Below are 16810 nucleotides of genomic sequence, written 5' to 3'. Positions count from 1 at the left end.
GTCAGCGGAGCGTGACGTGATGGTGCACGCCTTCCAGGATATTGAAAGTAGCGGCGACCTTGCATCCGCGGCGACGGAGAGCAGGCGAAGCGTTCGTGACGCTGCGCGCGCCTATCGCGACCTAACTGGGGTTTTGCCCGAAGCGGCGAATATCGATGGCGATGCGCATTTCGACCGCCACGTTCTGGCGTCGATTCTCGCCTTGGCGACGAGCGAGGGCGGTAGTCTTCCGGCGCAAGTCGGTCTGACGGACGCTGAGCTCGGCGATCTCTTTTCTCACTACTTCACTGCACGAAGCATCGAATCGTCTGGCGACCGCGAGGCGGGTCTCGTCGACGCAGACGAAATAGAAATGGTGCGCGATCTCCTTCTTGAGAATCGCTCCAGCGAGGGCGAATTCGTTCGCTGGCTCGCCGCGATGATCGCGCGCCGCGCGATGGAGCCCAACCATCTGTGGGAGGACCTCGGTCTTCGCGACAGATCCGAATTGACGCGGTTGATCGCGCGCCATTTCGCGCCGCTCGCGCGACGCAACGACAAGAACATGCGCTGGAAGCGGTTCATCTACCGCATGATGTGCGAGAACGACGGTTTCGTCATGTGCAGCACGCCCGTGTGCTCGAACTGCGCGGATTACGCGCTCTGCTATGGCGCGGAAACCGGGACGAGCCGCGTCGCATCAGCGGCGCAATCGCCCGCGACGACCGCCGGACAGACAGTGTAAGTTCGTTCGAACAACTTTTGTCGAGTTTTCGACAATCTCATAATTTGCTGCTCGGACTGGCGGTTTTTGCCCGCATCGGGGATGGCATGTCGATTGCTTGATACAGGCACAGGCAAGTTCATCTCGGAGGCTCCAGTATGATCACGGTCTCGCAGGCAGCCGTCGCCGCGGTAAAGGATGCGATGGCGCGGGCGTCTCAACGAGAGGGTGGTCTGCGCATCCTGGTCAAGGAAGGCGGCTGCGCCGGCTACGAATATGTCGTCGATCTTGATCCGCAGCAGAGAAACGACGACATCGTCGTCGAGGCGGACGGCATACGCGTGCTGATCGATCCGGCCTCGCGCCCGCGCCTTGAAGGCATGACGCTCGGCTTTCGTCAGGATCTCGCCGGGTCAGGCTTTACCTTTGAGAATCCCAACGCAAGCTCCACCTGCGGCTGTCAAAAATCCTTCAACTGAAGGATTTGCGCGGATGCGTGGAGCGGTTGCGCGGTTGTTCCTTGGTTGCATGGAAGCGGGCGCCTGGCGCGCTCGTATGAGTCGATGACGACATATATGTCCCGAACGAATTCGCTCTCTCCCGTCGCTTCGCCGACGCGGAAAGCGCTGGATGTGGTGTTGAACGACACCACGCTTCGGGACGGCGAACAGGCCCCAGGCGTCGCTTTCACCTGCGAAGAAAAGCTCGAAATTGCACGCGCCTTGGCGCGCGCCGGCGTTACCGAGCTCGAAGCCGGCACGCCGGCGATGGGCGGCGTGGAGATCGCGATGATCCGAGCGATCGTCGACGCCCAATTGCCGCTGCGAGCGATCGCCTGGTGTAGAATGCGCGTTGAAGACGTCGATGCGGCGCTGGCGTCGGGCGTCTCGATGGTCAATCTCTCCGTGCCCGTCTCCGAGACTCAAATCGGAGCGAAATTGCGCGGTGGGCGCGCCCAGGTGCTGGAGATGACGCGGCGCGTCGTCGCCTATGCCAGGGACAAGGGTCTCGACGTCGCGGTCGGCGGCGAAGATTCGTCGCGCGCCGAACCGGAATTCCTGATGGAGACGATGGCCGTCGCGCAAGCCGCCGGCGCCCGCCGATTCCGGGTCGCCGACACCTTGAGCGTGCTCGATCCTTTCGCCGCTTACGATCTGATCGCCAAGCTGCGCGCGCAAAGCGACCTCGAGATCGAAATCCACTGTCACGACGATTTGGGCCTCGCCACCGCCAATACCTTGGCGGGCATCAAGGCGGGCGCGACGCATGCTTCGGTCACGGTGATCGGGCTCGGCGAGCGCGCCGGCAATGCGCCGCTCGAGGAAGTCGCTGTGGCGGCGCGTCAGTTGCACAAATATGAAACCGGCATTGTGCTCACCGAATTGCGCAACGTCGCGGCGCTCGTCTCCGCCGCGGCGCGGCGGCCGATCCCGCTGAATAAATCCATCGTCGGCGAGCACGTCTTCACACATGAATCCGGCATTCACGTCGATGGGCTGCTCAAGGACCCGCGCACCTATGAAGCTTTCGATCCGCGCATGCTCGGCCGCGCGCATGAGATCGTGATCGGCAAGCACTCCGGCTCAGCGGCCGTCACCGCGATGCTGCGGCGACTGGATCTGTCGGTCAGCGTTGAGGAACTCGGCGAGATCGTCTCCTGCGTGCGCGCCCATGCGCTTGATCACAAGGGGCCGGTCAGCGGCGAGGCCTTGACCTCGATCTGGCGCAGCGTCTGCGCGAGCACTCACGCGAGAGGCATGTGAGCATCATGCTCGACCGAGCCGCCACGATGACGAACCAGCCAGCGCAGACCAAGGCGGCGACCGCGGCGCCCGAGCCGACGCGCTTGCAACTGATCCGCGAAGACCTGGCGTGCGTGGCGACGCGCGATCCCGCCGCCCGCGGACGCTTTGAGACGCTGCTCACCTATCCCGGGCTGCACGCCGTCATTTGGCATCGCCTCGCCAATTGGCTGTGGATCAACGATCATCGCTTTTGGGCGCGTCTCCTCTCCTGGTTCGCGCGCTTTCTGACCAATGTCGACATTCATCCCGGCGCGACGATTGGCCGACGCTTTTTTATCGACCATGGCGCCGGCGTCGTCATCGGCGAGACCGCAGTGGTCGGCGACGACGTGACGCTCTATCACGGCGTGACGCTCGGCGGCGTCTCCTGGTCGCCGGGCAAGCGCCATCCGACGCTGGAAGACGAAGTGATCATCGGCGCCGGCGCGAAGATTCTCGGTCCTATCACGATCGGCCGCAATGCGCGCGTTGGCGCCAATTCCGTCGTGATCGAAAGTGTGATGCGCGACGCAACGGTGGTCGGAATTCCGGCGAAGATCGTGCATCGCGACATCGGCCGCTGCACATTCGATGGCCGCATCAACCTCAATCACCATCTGATGCCGGATCCGGTTGGCGAGGCATTTTCGGTCCTGCTCGATCGCGTGGAGTTCCTGGAGACGCGGGTGTCGCATTTGCAGAGACGGCTACGGGAGCGCGAACGGACGGTCAGGGCGCCCGATGGCGCCGCGCCAAAGGCGGAGCCGCCGGAAGTCATATGAAGGAGACCAAAATGTCGGAGCCCTCCATTCTGGAGCAACTGAAAAAAGCGTCCTGCGCCGAAGAGTTCTTCGAGCTGCTCGGCGTCGACTACGATCCGAAAGTGGTCAATGTCGCGCGTCTCCATATTCTGCGGCGCATGGGGCAGTACCTCTTCAGCGAGGATCTATGTGAGCTGGACGGCGCGACGGTGGCCCAGCGCTGCAAGGACTTTTTGGAGCGCGCCTACCAGGACTTCCTGACGTCGACGCCGATCGACGAGCGCCTGTTCAAAGTCCACAGGGACGCCGTCAAGCCGGCGGCGCCGCCGGCTTTGGTGCAACTCAACGTTCTGAAGTGAACGCTTAAGGATCAACGGGGACAACTCGAATGCATATCGTCGTCTGCATGAAGCAAGTGCCCGACTCGGCGCAGATCCGCGTTCACCCGGTGACCAACACCATCATGCGCCAGGGCGTTCCGACGATCATCAACCCATATGATCTCTTCGCCATTGAAGAAGCGTTGCGGCTACGCCAAAAATTCGGCGGCGCGGTCACCATTCTCACCATGGGCCCGCCTTCGGCCGAGGACAGCCTGCGCAAGGCGCTGTCCTTTGGCGCCGATCGCGCGGTGCTCTTGACCGACCGCTTTTTCGCGGGCGCCGACACGCTGGCGACCACCTATGCCCTGGCGACGGCGATTCGCAAGATCGGCGTGGAGTTTGGCCCGCCGAACATCGTCTTCACAGGCAAGCAGACGATCGACGGCGACACGGCGCAGGTGGGACCGGGCGTCGCCAAGCGACTCGGCCTGATGCAGCTCACTTATGTCTCGCATATCGACAACGTCGATCTCGAGGCGGGCACGATCGACGTCGAACGGCGCAGTGAAGGCGGCGTGCAGAAGTTGCGCAGCAAAATGCCCTGCCTGATCTCCATCCTCGAAGGCGTCAATGAGATGCGCATTGGCTCGTTGAGCGATGCGTTGGCGGCGGCGCGCGCGACGATCATCAAATGGAGCGCGCAGGACGCCGGCGTCGAGGACATCACCAAATGCGGACTGCGTGGCTCGCCGACGATCGTCAAGCGCGTCTTCGCGCCGAAGCCGCGTGCGGAAAAAGCCGAATTCATCGAACTCGGCGACAAGCCGGGGGACGCCTTCGTCGATGAATTGTTCAAGCGCCGGCCGAAACTCGAAGCCGAGCTCGGACAATTGACGCGCGGCTATTGATCTTAAAAACAGGAGCGCGACACATGAACGATAAGGCAAAGGCTCCTGCTCCGGCGGGGCGCGCGGCGGCCAAGAAAGAGCTGCCCGAACATCTCAAAGCCTACAAACACGTCTGGGTCTTCATCGAGCAGGAGCGTGGGCAAGCGCATCCCGTGTCCTGGGAGTTGATGGGCGCGGGGCGGATTCTCGCCGATAAGCTCGGCGTCAATCTCGCCGCGGTCGTCGTCGGCGCACGCAACGAGGCGACGCAGGCCGTCGTGCGGGAAAGCTTCAACTATGGCGCAGACCTCGCCTATCTTGTCGCGGACGACGTCCTCACGGATTACCGCAACGAGAGCTACACCAAGGCGATGACCGATCTCGTCAACGCCTATCAGCCGGAAATCTTGCTGCTGGGCGCGACGATCTTGGGGCGCGATCTTGCCGGCTCGGTGGCGACGACGCTGCTGACCGGACTCACCGCCGATTGTACGGAACTCGACGTCGATGCGGAAGGTTCGCTCGCCGCGACGCGTCCGACGTTCGGCGGCTCGCTGCTCTGCACGATCTTCACGCTCAACTATCGCCCGCAAATGGCGACCGTGCGCCCGCGCGTGATGCCGATGCCGGAGCGCGTCGAAAAGCCGATCGGCCGTGTGATCGAACATCCGCTTGGTATGGTGGAAGACGACATTGTCACGAAAGTGTTGTCCTTCCTGCCCGATCGCGATTCGACAAAATCCAACCTGGCTTTCGCCGACGTGGTCGTCGCGGGCGGCCTCGGCCTCGGCTCTCCGGAAAACTTCCAACTCATCCGTCAGCTGGCCAGCGCGATCGGCGCGGAATTCGGCTGTTCGCGCCCCCTGGTGCAAAAGGGATGGGTCAGCTCTGACCGGCAGATCGGCCAGACCGGTAAGACGATCCGGCCCAAGCTTTATATCGCCGCGGGCATTTCCGGCGCGATCCAGCACCGCGTCGGCGTCGAGGGCGCGGATTACATCGTCGCGATCAACACCGACAAGAATGCGCCAATCTTCGATTTCGCCCATGTTGGAATCGTCACCGACGCGGTACGGCTTTTGCCTGCCCTTACAGAAGCGTTCTCGAAACGATTGTCTCCGCATCAGCGCGACCGTCTAGCGAGCTAGGGGAGATAGGCATGATCGAAGAAAGATTCGACGCGATCGTAGTCGGCGCCGGCATGGCGGGCAACGCCGCCGCCCTGACCCTGGCGCGCAAGGGCCTCAAAGTCCTGCAGTTGGAGCGCGGCGAATATTCCGGCTCCAAGAACGTGCAGGGCGCGATCCTCTATTCCGACATGCTCGAGAAGCTTGTTCCGGACTTCCGCGAGGACGCGCCGCTGGAGCGCCATCTCGTCGAGCAGCGCTTTTGGATGATGGACGACAACTCCCATACGGGGCTCCATTATCGCTCGGACGAATTCAACGAGGAGCGTCCCAACCGCTACACGATCATCCGCGCGCAATTCGACAAATGGTTCTCCAAGAAGGTTCAGGAGGCCGGCGCGGTCGTGCTGTGCGAAACCACGGTCCTGGAACTGTTGCAGGACGCCTATGGAAAAGTCATCGGCGTGCGCACGGACCGCAAGAACGGACAGGTTGGCGCAGACGTCGTCGTGCTGGCGGAAGGCGTGAGCGGGCTGCTCGGCACGAGGGCCGGTCTGCGCAAGACGCCCGACAAGAGCAATGTCGCTCTTGCGGTGAAGGAAATGCACTTCCTCCCGCAGGAGACTCTGGAAGCTCGCTTCAATCTGCGCGGCGACGAAGGCGCGGTCATCGAGGCGGTCGGCACCATCTCGCAAGGCATGACCGGGATGGGCTTCATTTACACCAATAAGGAGTCGATCTCGCTCGGCATCGGCTGTCTCGTCGCGGACTTCGAGAAAACCGGCCAGACGCCGTACGGACTGCTCGAAAAGTTCAAGCAGCATCCATCAGTCGCGGCGCTCATCGCGGGCTCGGAAGTGAAGGAATATGCCGCGCATCTGATTCCCGAAGGCGGCTTCAAGGCGATTCCGCAGCTCTATGGCGATGGCTGGGTCGTGGTTGGCGACGCCGCGCAGTTGAACAACGCCGTACATCGCGAAGGCTCCAATCTGGCGATGACCTCCGGGCGGATCGCCGCGGAAGCGATCTTCCAGATCAAATCGCGCCGCGAACCAATGACCAAGGAGAATCTTGCGCTCTACAAGAAGATGCTCGACGAGTCCTTCGTGATGAAGGATTTGAAGAAATATCGCGACATGCCGGATCTGCTTCACATTCAGGCGCAGAACTTCTTCCTGACCTATCCACAACTCGTCTCCAAGGCGATGACGAATTTCCTGCGCGTCGACGGCACGCCGAAGCGCGAAAAAGAGAAGACCACGTTCCGTTCCTTCCTCGCGGCGCGTTCCCTGACCGGACTGGTCGGCGACGCCGTTCGGCTGGCGCGCGCGTGGAGGTAGTTGGGATACGCTCGAGCAACGGAGAAGGACAATGAGCGCAGAAGCAGCTGTCCGAGTAGAGGACAAGCTTTACCTCAATCGCTATCTCGTCGACGCCGGCCGCGCCCACATCAAGGTGCGTCCGCACACCACGCCCTCGCCGCAACTGCTCAGCCTGCTGAACGTCTGTCCGGCGCACTGCTATGAAATGAACTCGGCCGGGCAGGTCGAGATCACGACGGACGGCTGCGTCGAATGCGGCACATGCCGGATCATCGCCGAGCCGAGCGGCGACATCGAATGGAACTATCCGCGCGGCGGCTACGGCGTGCTGTTCAAATTCGGCTGAGATCGATCGACGCCGATCAGACGCGCAAGGCGAGCCGGGAATGAAATTCTATATGACGCCCGGTTCCTGCTCCACGGGCATACACATCCTGCTCGAAGAAATCGGGCTGGTCTTCGAGGCCTATATCGTCAATCTAGTCAAGGGCGATCACCTCAAGCCGGATTATTTGGCGATCAACCCGAATGGGACGATCCCGACTCTGTTGCGCGACGACGGCGTCGCGCTGACGGATTTTCACTCGATCGCGCTATGGCTTGCGGAGACCTATCCGCGTCGCAAGCTCCTGCCGGAGCGCGCGGATGCGCGCGAGGCGGCGTTAGCCGCCATGCATTTCTGCGTTCAACATATCCACGGCGAAGGCTTTCGACGCGTGTTCACGCCGGAGCGCTACGCCGGCAGGCAGGCCGACGTCGAGGCGATCAAGGCCGAAGGACGCGAGATCGTCGCGTCGGCGCTGGTCGCGATGGATACGGAACTCGCGGGCAAGGACTATGTCGCCGGCGACTTTTCGGTCGCCGACGCGGCGCTGTTCTATGTGGAGTTTTGGGCCGACAAGACGGGCATGACGCTGCCGCGCAATTGCCAGACGCATTACGCGCTTATGAAAACGCGCCCTGCGGTCCGTCAGGTGCTCGCTGAAGAAGGCTATCGCAGCTGATTCAACGCGCGCGGTTTGGCCGATAGGCCGTATAGAGGTGCGCGGTTTTCCACGCCCTGCGACAGCGTGGCCCGCGTCGCGGACGTAGAGCGCGCCTCAATGTTGACGGAAGCGCCGCTCCGCGCTCAATGGCGCTTGTCATGCGCATTGTCCGGATCATTGCGCATCCAATCGGCCAGCTTTGCGAGATTTTCGCGCAGGCCTTCGCGTATGCCGGCGTCTTCGATCGTCGCGTCAAGCGCGCCGTTCATGCACAGCATCCATGCGTCGCGCTCAGCCGGACCGATGCGCAAATGGCTATGCCGCATGCGCAGGCGTGGATGTCCTTTTTTGGCGGAATAGTCCTTAGGGCCGCCGAGCCATTCGGCCAGATAGACCTTCAAAATGGCGCGCGTCGGCCCGAGGTCGTCCGCGTGAATGGCGCGTATGCCGCGCGCTTCCGGTAATTCGTCCATGTTGCGGTAGAAGGTTTCGACAAGCCGGTCGACCGTGTCGAAGCCGCCGATGCGATCGTATATTGATACGGTATTGTCGATAGTGGTCGTCGTCACGGCCTCAAGCCTCAGTGATAAGATACGGTAACGGGCCGTGCCCAATGGCGCGCGTGGGCCGCCCTGGCGATCACACGATAGGCGGCGTCCGCTATGGCGCGCCCATGTTCGTCGGTGCCCGTCCAAGTCGAGGCGCGCCCGCGCGGATCGACCTCGACCAGTTTCACATTTTCTGGCACGACGACACCGTCGCGCGCAATGCCGCGCAGGAAGCCGTCCATCGGCGAAAGGACGCGATGACCGTCGAGGAGGCCAAGGAGGTAATCCTTGAAGATTCGCGCGCCAACGTCGAGCGGCGTGCGCCAAACGCCATCTCGGGCGGAATAAACGAAGCGGCCGCGGCCGACGCCGCCAAGGTAGCGTGGAACATGGTCGTTGGGCCGAGTTTCTCCGGCTTCGACGAGCTCGCCCGCGTGGTCGGGATGCGTCTCGATGGCGACGTCGCAGTTCAATCCGGCCGCGAAATGCGGGCCGAGCCCGATGGCGAGATTGGCGATCTTGCGCAGATTGGTTGTCATGCGGTTCTTTTGCATTCGCGCGTCGATCAACACGTCGGGCGTGCGGAGCGCGAGGAGATCGGTCAATTGCAGCGAGGTCACCGCGACGACGCCCGTTACCGCCAAAACCCGTATGATTTCCATCGCAGTCTCGCCGCGGAAGCCCTGAATGCCGTCGACCTCGGCGCGATCTTGGAAAAGAGCGTCGTGGAACGACATGCCGCGCCGAATGACCGGCGGGTAAGGGTCGTGACTGAGCACGACGCGGTACCCCTCCCGCGTCAGACGCGCAGCCACCGCGGACGCAATCTCATTCGCGCCCAAAACGATCACGAAGGGCGCGCTTCGATTGGACAAAAATTCGCAGAATCGCACCTGTGTCATCGTCTCCCCCCGCGACTCGGCGAAAGCAAGACGCACGCCAGTGACTGAAGCGGCGCGCGTCGTCGCCGCATCGCCGAGGCGCTACAAAGCCACGTAAACGAATTTCCCCGCCTTCCGTTCCGGATAATTCTCGCGCAGCGCGTCCGCGATCTTCCTGACGAGCGTCTTGTCGGCGGCTGCCGAGGCGCCGACGAAATCGGTCCCCTGCATCCAGGTTTCGAAGAAACAGTGCAGTGTCTCGTCGTAGTCGGAGCCGGTGGGATTGGCGGTCTTGTCACTGAGATCGGCGATTCCCGCGGCGCTGACCTCGAGCCGCCAGTCGCGGTCGTCTTCGACGGACGCCATTAGCCTGGCGAGATCGTCATTCGTCCAATCGGTCTTCAGATCCACCGCCATTCTCGCCCACCTTTCTTGCGTGATCGCCGTCTCGCAATATGCGGACCAGCGTTGCTCAGGGTTCCGCGAAGATCGGCGCTATGCCTTCGGCGTCGATATAGACGACGCCGTCTTCGATCCGCACCGGATATTCGGCGAGCGGGGTCGCATGCTCGTGGGTGGGCTGACCGCTGTTCATGTCCCATGACCAGAAATGCAGGGGACAGGTCAGCGTCGTCCCATCGAAATCGGCGTCGGCCAAGGGAATATTGGTGTGTGGACAGACTCCCTGAAACGCTCTTAAGACGCCGTCTTCCGGCCAAGCGAGAACGATGAGTTGCGCGTCGGCGATGACCACGCGCATTCCGCCCTCCGTGAGCGTGTCTTCCTTGCAGACGCGAATAAACATGAGGGCGCTCCGTAAGGCTGGCTGCGAATTTGCATCGATGCGAGCAAGATTCGAGCCGTGCATGAAGGAGACGTCGCCGTGCATAACAAGCGCTTGGAGGCGTTTCGCAATGATCCGGGCGGCGCCTGGACGCCCGCCGACTTTGAAATCACCGCCTCGCAATATGCGATCAAGTTCCGCAAGGTGACGGGAACGCATGTCGTGTTCACGCATCCTTCGGTGCCGAATTGCGTCGCGATTCCCATGAAAGCGAAGGTGAGAAGCGTTCACGTGAAGGCCTTCGTCGCGATGGTGGACCTCATGGATGAGTTGGACAAATGAGCGAGGCGCCCGTCTATCGAACCGAGCTGAGCCGTGGGCCGCCCGAGGAGGGCGGCTATTACGTCGTGTCTTATCCGGAGATTCCCGGCTGCTTTGGCGTCGGGGACACGGAGGAAGAAGCGGTGGAGGACGGGCGCCGCGCGCTGATCGCGGTGCTCGATGCGCTGAAGGCCGTCGACCGGCCGCAGCCCGAGGCGCGGGGAGAGAGCGCGTGAGGACGGAAAATCCTGACTTCGCCACGGCGGCGCTGCAGGAGTCTGCGGGCTGCGTCAACGCTGTGCCGGCGCTCTCCCTCCCCATGGGATTCCAGCTGTTGGCGCTGCGTTGCTTTCACAATGATCCTGATCCGCCTGCGTTCGCTTGGCTCAATCAGCGTATCTTTCGCACTCCCGACCGCATGGGTCGGCACGGGCTGTTTTTTGGCGCCGCGTTTCGGCCGGAAATCATGGATTGGCTGATTGCGCGCGTCGGCCGGCCGTCGTCGCGCGAGAGCGGCAAGCCACAGCGCAATCCCGACTGGCCAAACATCTTCTGGCGTAGCGCGGAACGCGCCTGGCCCGACGATACGCGCACCACGGAATGGTCGATCGAGGTCGCCTTTGCGAGCGAGGATATGGCGAATGCCTTTCGCGAACGCTGGCGCGAGCGACTGTCCGGCGGATTCGACGGCTGAAACGGGCCTGGAGCGCGCTGCGAAAAAGTGGGAACCGGTTTTTCGCATAGAGCGCGCTCAAACGTTGGATATCGATCACGTTATCTGCATTTGGGCGATTCCGCTCAAATGCAGCGTGATCTATGCGCGGCGGAAAATCACGCTAAGATTGTTGGCCGGCATTTCAATGACAGCAGGGTCCAAGAATCCGTTGCGCGAGGCGCAGTCGGCGACAGCTTCCAAGTCGCGCAGTCCGAAGGCCGGATCTTTCGTCTTCAGCCAAGCCTCGAATTCAATATTGCTCGGCGCCGTCTCGACGCCCTGGCGCCGATAGGGGCCATAAAGATAGAGCGGCGCATTGCTCGGGAGGATTCTCGCTGCGCCTTTGAACAAGCCTTCCGTCGCCGACCAGGGCGCAATGGGGAGCATGTTGACGCAAAGGATTGCGTCGGCTGTGCGGAGCGGCCAATCATCCTCGCGCGCATCGAGCGCCAATGGCGCGTGAAGATTGGCGAGACTGAGCGATAGCCGCCAGGCCGCGATGCTGCGACGCGCCGCGGCGTCGGGATCGGAAGGCCAAAAGACGAGATGCGGCAAATTTTCTGCAAAGAAAGCCGCGTGTTCGCCCGAGCCGCTGGCGATTTCGAGCACGACGCCTTGCTGCGGCAGAAGCGGCTGCAACACGTCAAGGATCGCTTCGCGATTGCGCGCGACCGAGGGCGACTTCAGCCGCGCCTCTTCCATGCTCACGTCCTAACCGCTATGCCGCATGCGCCGTGTCGAGGCCGCGGAAGATAGCGCAGCGGCGGAAGACGGCGAGGCTCGGCGGCACGTTCTTCTGGTGGCAGAACTTCGCCGTGAGCTTCGCCAACCCCTTTATATCGCGGCCCGTGGCGGCGGGAAAAATCTCGACGAGTTCATCGATGAGCGCGTCGTCGACGTTGAGCGCGAATTGCTCGGACATCACGCGCCAGATACGGCGCTTCGCGTCAGCGTCGGGCGGGTTGTATTTGATCAGCGCGATGCAGCGCGAGACGATCGCTTCGTCGATGTCGTCGACGCGGTTCGTCGTCAGGAAGAGCAGACCATTGAAATATTCGAGCACGCGCAGGAAAACGCCGACGACGGCGTTCATGGCGATATTGTCGTCGCGGCGCTTGATGTAGACGTCGGCCTCGTCGATCAGCATCACCGCTCCCCAGCGCTGGGCCCGGGTTAAAATCTCCTTCAGCGCCGTCTCCATCGTGGAGACATTGAGGCCCAATTGTCCGGAATGCACGCGGTACAAGGGACGCTGGATGATTTCCGAATAGACTTCCGCCGTCAGCGTTTTGCCGACGCCGGGCGGGCCGGCGCAAAGCACGGTGGTGCCGCCGGATTTGCCCTGGACGATGTCATCCATCAGCACGTCCATTTCGGCGGTCAGAATGTCGATGAGATCCGTCTGCTCCTCCGGCAGCACCAGCTTGCTCTTCAACTCGGGCTGATAGCGATAAAGCCGCATCTCGTCGACATGCACCCAGACGTGATGGTGCAGATCGAGATGGAACATCAGAATGTAGGGATGCACGGGAATCTGCGTGAAGAGTCCTGGCGGAATCTGTTCGCGCAGCTCGGCGATCTCGTCCTCGCCGGAGAAATTGTTGCTCTTGCCCGCCTTGCGCAGGAAATGCCCGAGCACGTCGCCGGGCGCCTCCAGCGTCAGGCTGCGCGCCGAGAGCACCGCCTCGTCGTTGACAAGTCGCGCCTCGCCGCCGCTCGTCGAAAGCACGATGACGTCCTTGCGCGTCCAGTCCGTGTCGCGATGCGTCGCGTTGGGGTCTTCGGCGTGAAAGCCGGAGCCCTTGCCGGAAAATTGCGCGCCATAGCGGCCGCGCCAATCGAAATACGTCTCGCTCGCCGCGTCGAAGGCCTCGATCAAAGCCGGCGTCTCGCGCAGGAAGCCCTTGGCGGCGAGGATTTCGCTGATCGTTCGACCGACGACATCGGGGGCCATGATGCGCATGAGATTGGTTTGCAGCGTGCCCTTGGCGTTGGCCTTCAGTTCGACGAGAATTTTGCCGGCTTCGTCGTTGGAGGCGGGCACATAATCGAAACGCGTCACCACATAGGGGAGCGCCTTGGCGGCGACGCTCGCCGTGAACAGCCAGCCACGTAACCCATCGGTCGTCAGATATTTGACCAGCGCCGGCAACACGTCTTCAAGATCGCCGGCTTCGAAGCGCTTGCCCTGCGACTCGAGCGCCGAGCGCAGCGTCGCGAGCTGCGCGGCTCTGGCGCGCAATTCGGGACCCGATTGCTGATACAGCTCTTCGAGGAAATCGAACTCGGCGCCGGAGAGATGCGCGAGATCGAGTTCGACTCTGTCGCCGAAGCGTAGCTGCGACGAGAGCCCCGAATGGGCGGGAAAGCGCGCAATCAGCGCTTCGACATGCGGCCTTTCGATTTGGATGTTCATGTTCGCTCGCGCATCTCTTCAGGGTAGGCGGGGAGCGTCAGCATGCGCGGGTCTTCCAGCGCGGCGCCGACGGTAAAGTGGTAGACGTCCTGAAAGGCGTATTGTTCTGGCGACAGACCGAGCATCGCGTGGATCTCGTCGTCGAAGAAGCAACCGATCCCCGTGCCGGAGAGGCCAATGGCGCTGGCCCAGAGATAGAGCGCCTGGCCGATCGCGCCGGCCTCCCAGTGCAGCCGGCGATAGCCGAAGCCGCCATCCTCTTGAAGCGTGCGGTCGAAATCGGCGATCATCGCGACGGCGAAACAGCCTTTGCCGGCGATCGCCTGGCGGCAGGCGTTCATGCTCGCCTCGCGTTCGACGGCGCCGCGCCGCAAACGAAAAAGTTTAAGCGGCCCGATCTCGATCGGCGTCCAGAGCAACGCCAGCGCCGACATCTCGCGCAGCCGCGCCGTGGTTTCGGCGTCGCGCTGCAGCAGATAGAGTCCCGGCTCCACGCCCTCGACGCGATGTACGAAGAGCAGCAGATTGAGGCGCGGCGGCCAGGGGAAGGGCGCCAGGCAAGGCTCGGCGCCGGGAAGCGTCGATGTCAGCATCGCGCAAAACGCCTCGTGCGAGAGGCGGGCGATCCCATCCATGCGCTGCGCGCTGCGCCGACGCCGCACCACGCGTCCGATGTCGGGCAGCGGGAAAGGAAACGCGGGTTTCGGCGCAACGCGTGACACAGGCTCCAATTTCGGCGTGCGGGGCTTGACGCAGAGCCGCGCCGCGCGGTCGACCAGCGGCCAGCCGTCATGGTCGTCGCTTAAGCGATTTGCCGCGCCCGTCCACGTCCGGGACGCGCGTATAAGGATGGAGACGTCGATGGCGGGGGGCGCGCGCCCATCCGCGGCGATCCACAAAAGCGCATCGGGATGTTCTTCTTCGCGCCGATGCGCGGCGTCGGTCCGATCGAGGCCGAGCAGCGCCGCGATGTCGGCGTCGCCCGGTTCGCACAGGAGATGCGCACGCCAGCCGAGCGCGGCGCCAGCCTGCGCGGCGGCGGCGATCGCATGGCCGACGTCGAGTTGGCAGTAGCGAAACGCGCGCTCGCCATATTTCCAGCTCTCGCGCCAGGGGACGGAGCTCAGTCCGAGCACAAAGCCGCCCTCGGGCAGAACGAGCGGCGTTTCAAAAATAGCGCGCTGCTCCAGCGCATGATCTTCCTGCGCATAGTGATAAAGCGCGGCGCACTCGTCGAGCCCCTCGGCGGCGTTGGCGAGGAGATAGGTTTCGGTTGGATGCAGATTGCCGGAAGAAGGATTGTTGCGCAGCGCCCATGTCGAGCCTTCGTAACTTTTCCAGGCGCTGATCCCGAAGCCGAGCTCCAGGAACAGGCCGAGCGCCATGCGGTCGAGCGGGGCGGGGCGCAATGCTGGGCCGGGGAAAGGCGCGGTCTCTTCGCGATCGCGCAGCGGCAGTTCGATCCGCGGCGCGCCGTCGAAACGTCTGAAGGGCGAGGGCTGCGAGGTCCAATCGAGAAAGGCCGGCCCAAGCGCATAGCGCGTCGGCGCATGTTTCGTGCGCCTGTGATAGCCGCGGATGTCGCTTGGCAGCGCGTCGGCGTCTCCCAGCCGGTCGTTCAAAGTCTGGAGTTCGGTCTCGGCTTCAGCCATGCGGCCTCCTCTTCGACCCCTTAATTCAAGAAGGGCGCCCAGTTTGGCGTGTTGAGAATAGCCAACGAGATCAATGACCTTTACAGGCCCGGGAAGGAGTGCGCGCGGAATAGCGAGGAAGAATGTCGCACAAGACCGCGACAGTGGAGACGCCGCCCTGGGCTTTTGGCCGATAGGTGACATTGTTCGGTTCACCGCCGCTCGGGTCTGCGGCGACCCCAAGGGTATGCTTCTTGCTACTTTCTGCGCTCTGTTCCGCACCTTGATCGGACGACGCGATGGACGATACTCTGCGTGAAGTCATTGTGGCCAAGAAGACGGACGAAGCCCACAATATGGCCTCGTTCGAACTGGTCGATCCCGCCGGCGCTGAACTGCCTGCCTTCTCGCCTGGCGCGCATGTCGACGTCACGCTTCCCGGCGGCTTGGTGCGGCAGTATTCCTTGTGCAACAGCGCCACGGAACGCCATCGCTACGTCATTGGCGTGTGGAACGACGCCAACAGCCGCGGCGGCTCCAAGGCGCTGCATACGCAAGTGAATGTCGGCGACAAATTGCAGGTGGGCTTGCCGAGAAATCGGTTTCGCGTGCCGCGGCAAACGAAGCGCGCGATCCTGATGGCGCGCGGCATCGGCGTGACGCCGATCCTGAGCATCGCGGATCACCTCAAGCGCCAGGACATTCCCTTCGACTTGCACTACGTCTACGCAATGATGTCGCCGGGTTCATTCAGCGAGATGATCGCGACATCGAATTTCGCCGAGAATACGAAATACTATTACGAGGCGAGCGAACTCAATCAGCTGCTCAATCCGGTGACCCTTCTGCAGGAGCAGCCGGAAGAGACGCAGCTCTTCATCTGCGGCGTGGATTGGTGGCAGGATCCGATCATTCACCTTGCCGAGCAGAAGGGTTGGGCGAAAGAGCGAATCCACGTCGAAAGATTCACCGCGAAAGTTCCGCCCGCCGTGCTCGACAAGGTCTTCGAAGTCAAGATCGCCAGCACGGGCGCCGTCTACAAAGTCCCAGGCGACAAGACCGTCTCAGCTTTCCTCGAGGAGCAGGGTGTGAAGATTCCCACCTCCTGCGAACAAGGCATGTGCGGAACTTGCAAGATCCAGGTCATTGAAGGCGAGGCGGATCATCGCGACAAGCGTCTCTCCGACCAGGAAAAGGCCGAAGGCTTTTTCCTGGCTTGTGTATCGCGCGCCAAGAGCGACCTGCTGGTGCTGAATCTTTAAACGCTGCGCGCGGACGCTGGCAGTCGCGCGCGATTGATCGTTCCGCTTGGCCGGCGCGCCCCCAGCGCCGGACGTCGGGCGTTCTGTCGTCACAATAATCGAACTGCCTTGGAATGGTCTCAGAGTGCGTCGCAGCGCATGACCGCCTTGAATGGTTTGCAGATGACGCGCGAGGTGAACGCCGTCTATCTCGAAACGCTAAAATTGCTCCGTGCCGCCAATCGTTTAGGGCCGCTCAGCGACAGCCCGAAGGCAAATTGCGGGATATGTCATCAGGGCGTGAGCAAATCACTTTACGACCAGAGTAAGTTGAAGGACGTCCCCGAACTCGGCGGCAAGGCCGCGTCCTGACCGTCGGA

General features: G+C 62.5%; 22 protein-coding genes. 15 read left to right on the top strand and 7 right to left on the bottom strand.

Features of this window, described 5'->3' with window-relative positions; genetic code table 11:
• The 10 genes from NEI07_RS16225 to NEI07_RS16180 all read left to right on the top strand — a co-directional run.
• The coding region (locus NEI07_RS16225) for a nitrogen fixation protein NifQ (RefSeq protein ID WP_407659927.1) at positions 1–724 on the top strand (724 nt) is incomplete at its 5' end.
• 137 nt (positions 725–861) lie between these two features.
• A complete protein-coding gene (locus NEI07_RS16220) occupies positions 862–1182 on the top strand; it encodes a HesB/IscA family protein (protein WP_123174931.1) in 321 nt (106 codons plus the stop codon).
• 96 nt (positions 1183–1278) lie between these two features.
• Positions 1279–2466 (top strand): homocitrate synthase, encoded by a 1188-nt coding sequence (gene nifV / locus NEI07_RS16215; protein ID WP_256035962.1) that lies wholly within the window; start codon positions 1279–1281, stop codon positions 2464–2466.
• Positions 2467–2492: 26 nt separating this feature from the next.
• Positions 2493–3269, top strand: coding sequence for a serine O-acetyltransferase (gene cysE, locus NEI07_RS16210; RefSeq protein ID WP_256035961.1), 777 nt, complete (start codon positions 2493–2495; stop codon positions 3267–3269).
• The gene (gene nifW, locus NEI07_RS16205) at positions 3266–3607 is read left to right on the top strand and encodes a nitrogenase stabilizing/protective protein NifW (RefSeq protein ID WP_256035959.1); all 342 of its coding nucleotides are present in this window, start codon (positions 3266–3268) and stop codon (positions 3605–3607) included. The genes cysE and nifW overlap by 4 nt, the downstream gene beginning before the upstream one ends.
• A gap of 29 nt (positions 3608–3636) precedes the next feature.
• Positions 3637–4479 (top strand): electron transfer flavoprotein subunit beta/FixA family protein, encoded by an 843-nt coding sequence (locus NEI07_RS16200; RefSeq protein ID WP_256035958.1) that lies wholly within the window; start codon positions 3637–3639, stop codon positions 4477–4479.
• Between the two features lie 23 nt (positions 4480–4502).
• The gene (locus tag NEI07_RS16195; protein WP_256035956.1) at positions 4503–5606 is read left to right on the top strand and encodes an electron transfer flavoprotein subunit alpha/FixB family protein; all 1104 of its coding nucleotides are present in this window, start codon (positions 4503–4505) and stop codon (positions 5604–5606) included.
• Positions 5607–5617: 11 nt separating this feature from the next.
• Positions 5618–6925, top strand: a complete 1308-nt coding sequence (locus NEI07_RS16190; protein ID WP_256035955.1) for an FAD-dependent oxidoreductase — start codon at positions 5618–5620, stop codon at positions 6923–6925.
• A gap of 31 nt (positions 6926–6956) precedes the next feature.
• Entirely contained in the window at positions 6957–7253 is a 297-nt protein-coding gene (locus tag NEI07_RS16185; protein WP_123174937.1) for a ferredoxin family protein, read from the top strand.
• A gap of 40 nt (positions 7254–7293) precedes the next feature.
• Positions 7294–7911, top strand: a complete 618-nt coding sequence (locus NEI07_RS16180; RefSeq protein WP_256035953.1) for a glutathione S-transferase family protein — start codon at positions 7294–7296, stop codon at positions 7909–7911.
• A gap of 125 nt (positions 7912–8036) precedes the next feature.
• On the opposite strand, the gene NEI07_RS16175 is transcribed toward NEI07_RS16180, so the two are convergent.
• The 4 genes from NEI07_RS16175 to NEI07_RS16160 all read right to left on the bottom strand — a co-directional run bounded on the left by NEI07_RS16175 (position 8037) and on the right by NEI07_RS16160 (position 10127).
• Positions 8037–8462, bottom strand: coding sequence for a group II truncated hemoglobin (locus NEI07_RS16175; protein ID WP_256035952.1), 426 nt, complete (start codon positions 8460–8462; stop codon positions 8037–8039).
• 11 nt (positions 8463–8473) lie between these two features.
• Positions 8474–9343: a xanthine dehydrogenase gene (locus NEI07_RS16170; protein ID WP_256035949.1), complete on the bottom strand. Its 870-nt coding sequence runs from the start codon at positions 9341–9343 to the stop codon at positions 8474–8476.
• Positions 9344–9424: 81 nt separating this feature from the next.
• Positions 9425–9739, bottom strand: coding sequence for a hypothetical protein (locus NEI07_RS16165; RefSeq protein WP_256035947.1), 315 nt, complete (start codon positions 9737–9739; stop codon positions 9425–9427).
• A 55-nt stretch (positions 9740–9794) separates the two neighbouring features.
• Positions 9795–10127, bottom strand: coding sequence for a Rieske 2Fe-2S domain-containing protein (locus tag NEI07_RS16160; protein WP_256035945.1), 333 nt, complete (start codon positions 10125–10127; stop codon positions 9795–9797).
• Between the two features lie 78 nt (positions 10128–10205).
• On the opposite strand from NEI07_RS16160, the gene NEI07_RS16155 reads away from it, so the two are divergent.
• Genes NEI07_RS16155 through NEI07_RS16145 form a run of 3 tightly spaced genes read left to right on the top strand, consistent with a single transcriptional unit; the run spans position 10206 to position 11121 of the window.
• A complete protein-coding gene (locus NEI07_RS16155) occupies positions 10206–10448 on the top strand; it encodes a hypothetical protein (protein WP_018406810.1) in 243 nt (80 codons plus the stop codon).
• Entirely contained in the window at positions 10445–10663 is a 219-nt protein-coding gene (locus NEI07_RS16150; RefSeq protein WP_256035943.1) for a type II toxin-antitoxin system HicB family antitoxin, read from the top strand. Before NEI07_RS16155 ends, NEI07_RS16150 begins: the two co-directional genes overlap by 4 nt.
• A complete protein-coding gene (locus tag NEI07_RS16145; protein WP_256035941.1) occupies positions 10660–11121 on the top strand; it encodes a hypothetical protein in 462 nt (153 codons plus the stop codon). Before NEI07_RS16150 ends, NEI07_RS16145 begins: the two co-directional genes overlap by 4 nt.
• Before the next feature lie 120 nt (positions 11122–11241).
• Here the strand turns inward: NEI07_RS16145 and NEI07_RS16140 are convergent, their stop codons facing one another.
• Genes NEI07_RS16140 through NEI07_RS16130 form a run of 3 tightly spaced genes read right to left on the bottom strand, consistent with a single transcriptional unit; the run spans position 11242 to position 15210 of the window.
• Positions 11242–11844: a DUF938 domain-containing protein gene (locus NEI07_RS16140; protein ID WP_256035963.1), complete on the bottom strand. Its 603-nt coding sequence runs from the start codon at positions 11842–11844 to the stop codon at positions 11242–11244.
• A gap of 16 nt (positions 11845–11860) precedes the next feature.
• Complete coding sequence (locus NEI07_RS16135) at positions 11861–13558, bottom strand: AAA family ATPase (protein WP_256035938.1); 1698 nt, start codon at positions 13556–13558, stop codon at positions 11861–11863.
• Positions 13555–15210, bottom strand: coding sequence for a SagB/ThcOx family dehydrogenase (locus NEI07_RS16130; RefSeq protein WP_256035936.1), 1656 nt, complete (start codon positions 15208–15210; stop codon positions 13555–13557). The genes NEI07_RS16135 and NEI07_RS16130 overlap by 4 nt, the downstream gene beginning before the upstream one ends.
• A gap of 278 nt (positions 15211–15488) precedes the next feature.
• On the opposite strand from NEI07_RS16130, the gene NEI07_RS16125 reads away from it, so the two are divergent.
• Both NEI07_RS16125 and NEI07_RS16120 read left to right on the top strand, forming a co-directional pair.
• Positions 15489–16451 carry a PDR/VanB family oxidoreductase gene (locus NEI07_RS16125; RefSeq protein WP_256035934.1) on the top strand — a complete coding sequence of 321 codons (963 nt, stop codon included), beginning with the start codon at positions 15489–15491 and terminating at the stop codon, positions 16449–16451.
• Positions 16452–16484: 33 nt separating this feature from the next.
• On the top strand, positions 16485–16802 hold the full coding sequence (locus NEI07_RS16120) for a photosynthetic reaction center cytochrome c subunit family protein (protein ID WP_256035931.1): 318 nt from the start codon (positions 16485–16487) through the stop codon (positions 16800–16802).
• The last annotated feature ends 8 nt before the right edge of the window (positions 16803–16810 follow it).

The organism is Methylocystis suflitae (assembly GCF_024448135.1).
Lineage (GTDB): Bacteria > Pseudomonadota > Alphaproteobacteria > Rhizobiales > Beijerinckiaceae > Methylocystis > Methylocystis suflitae.
The sequence above is the reverse complement of the archived record's forward strand: the minus strand, read 5'-3'. Positions and strand labels throughout refer to the sequence as shown.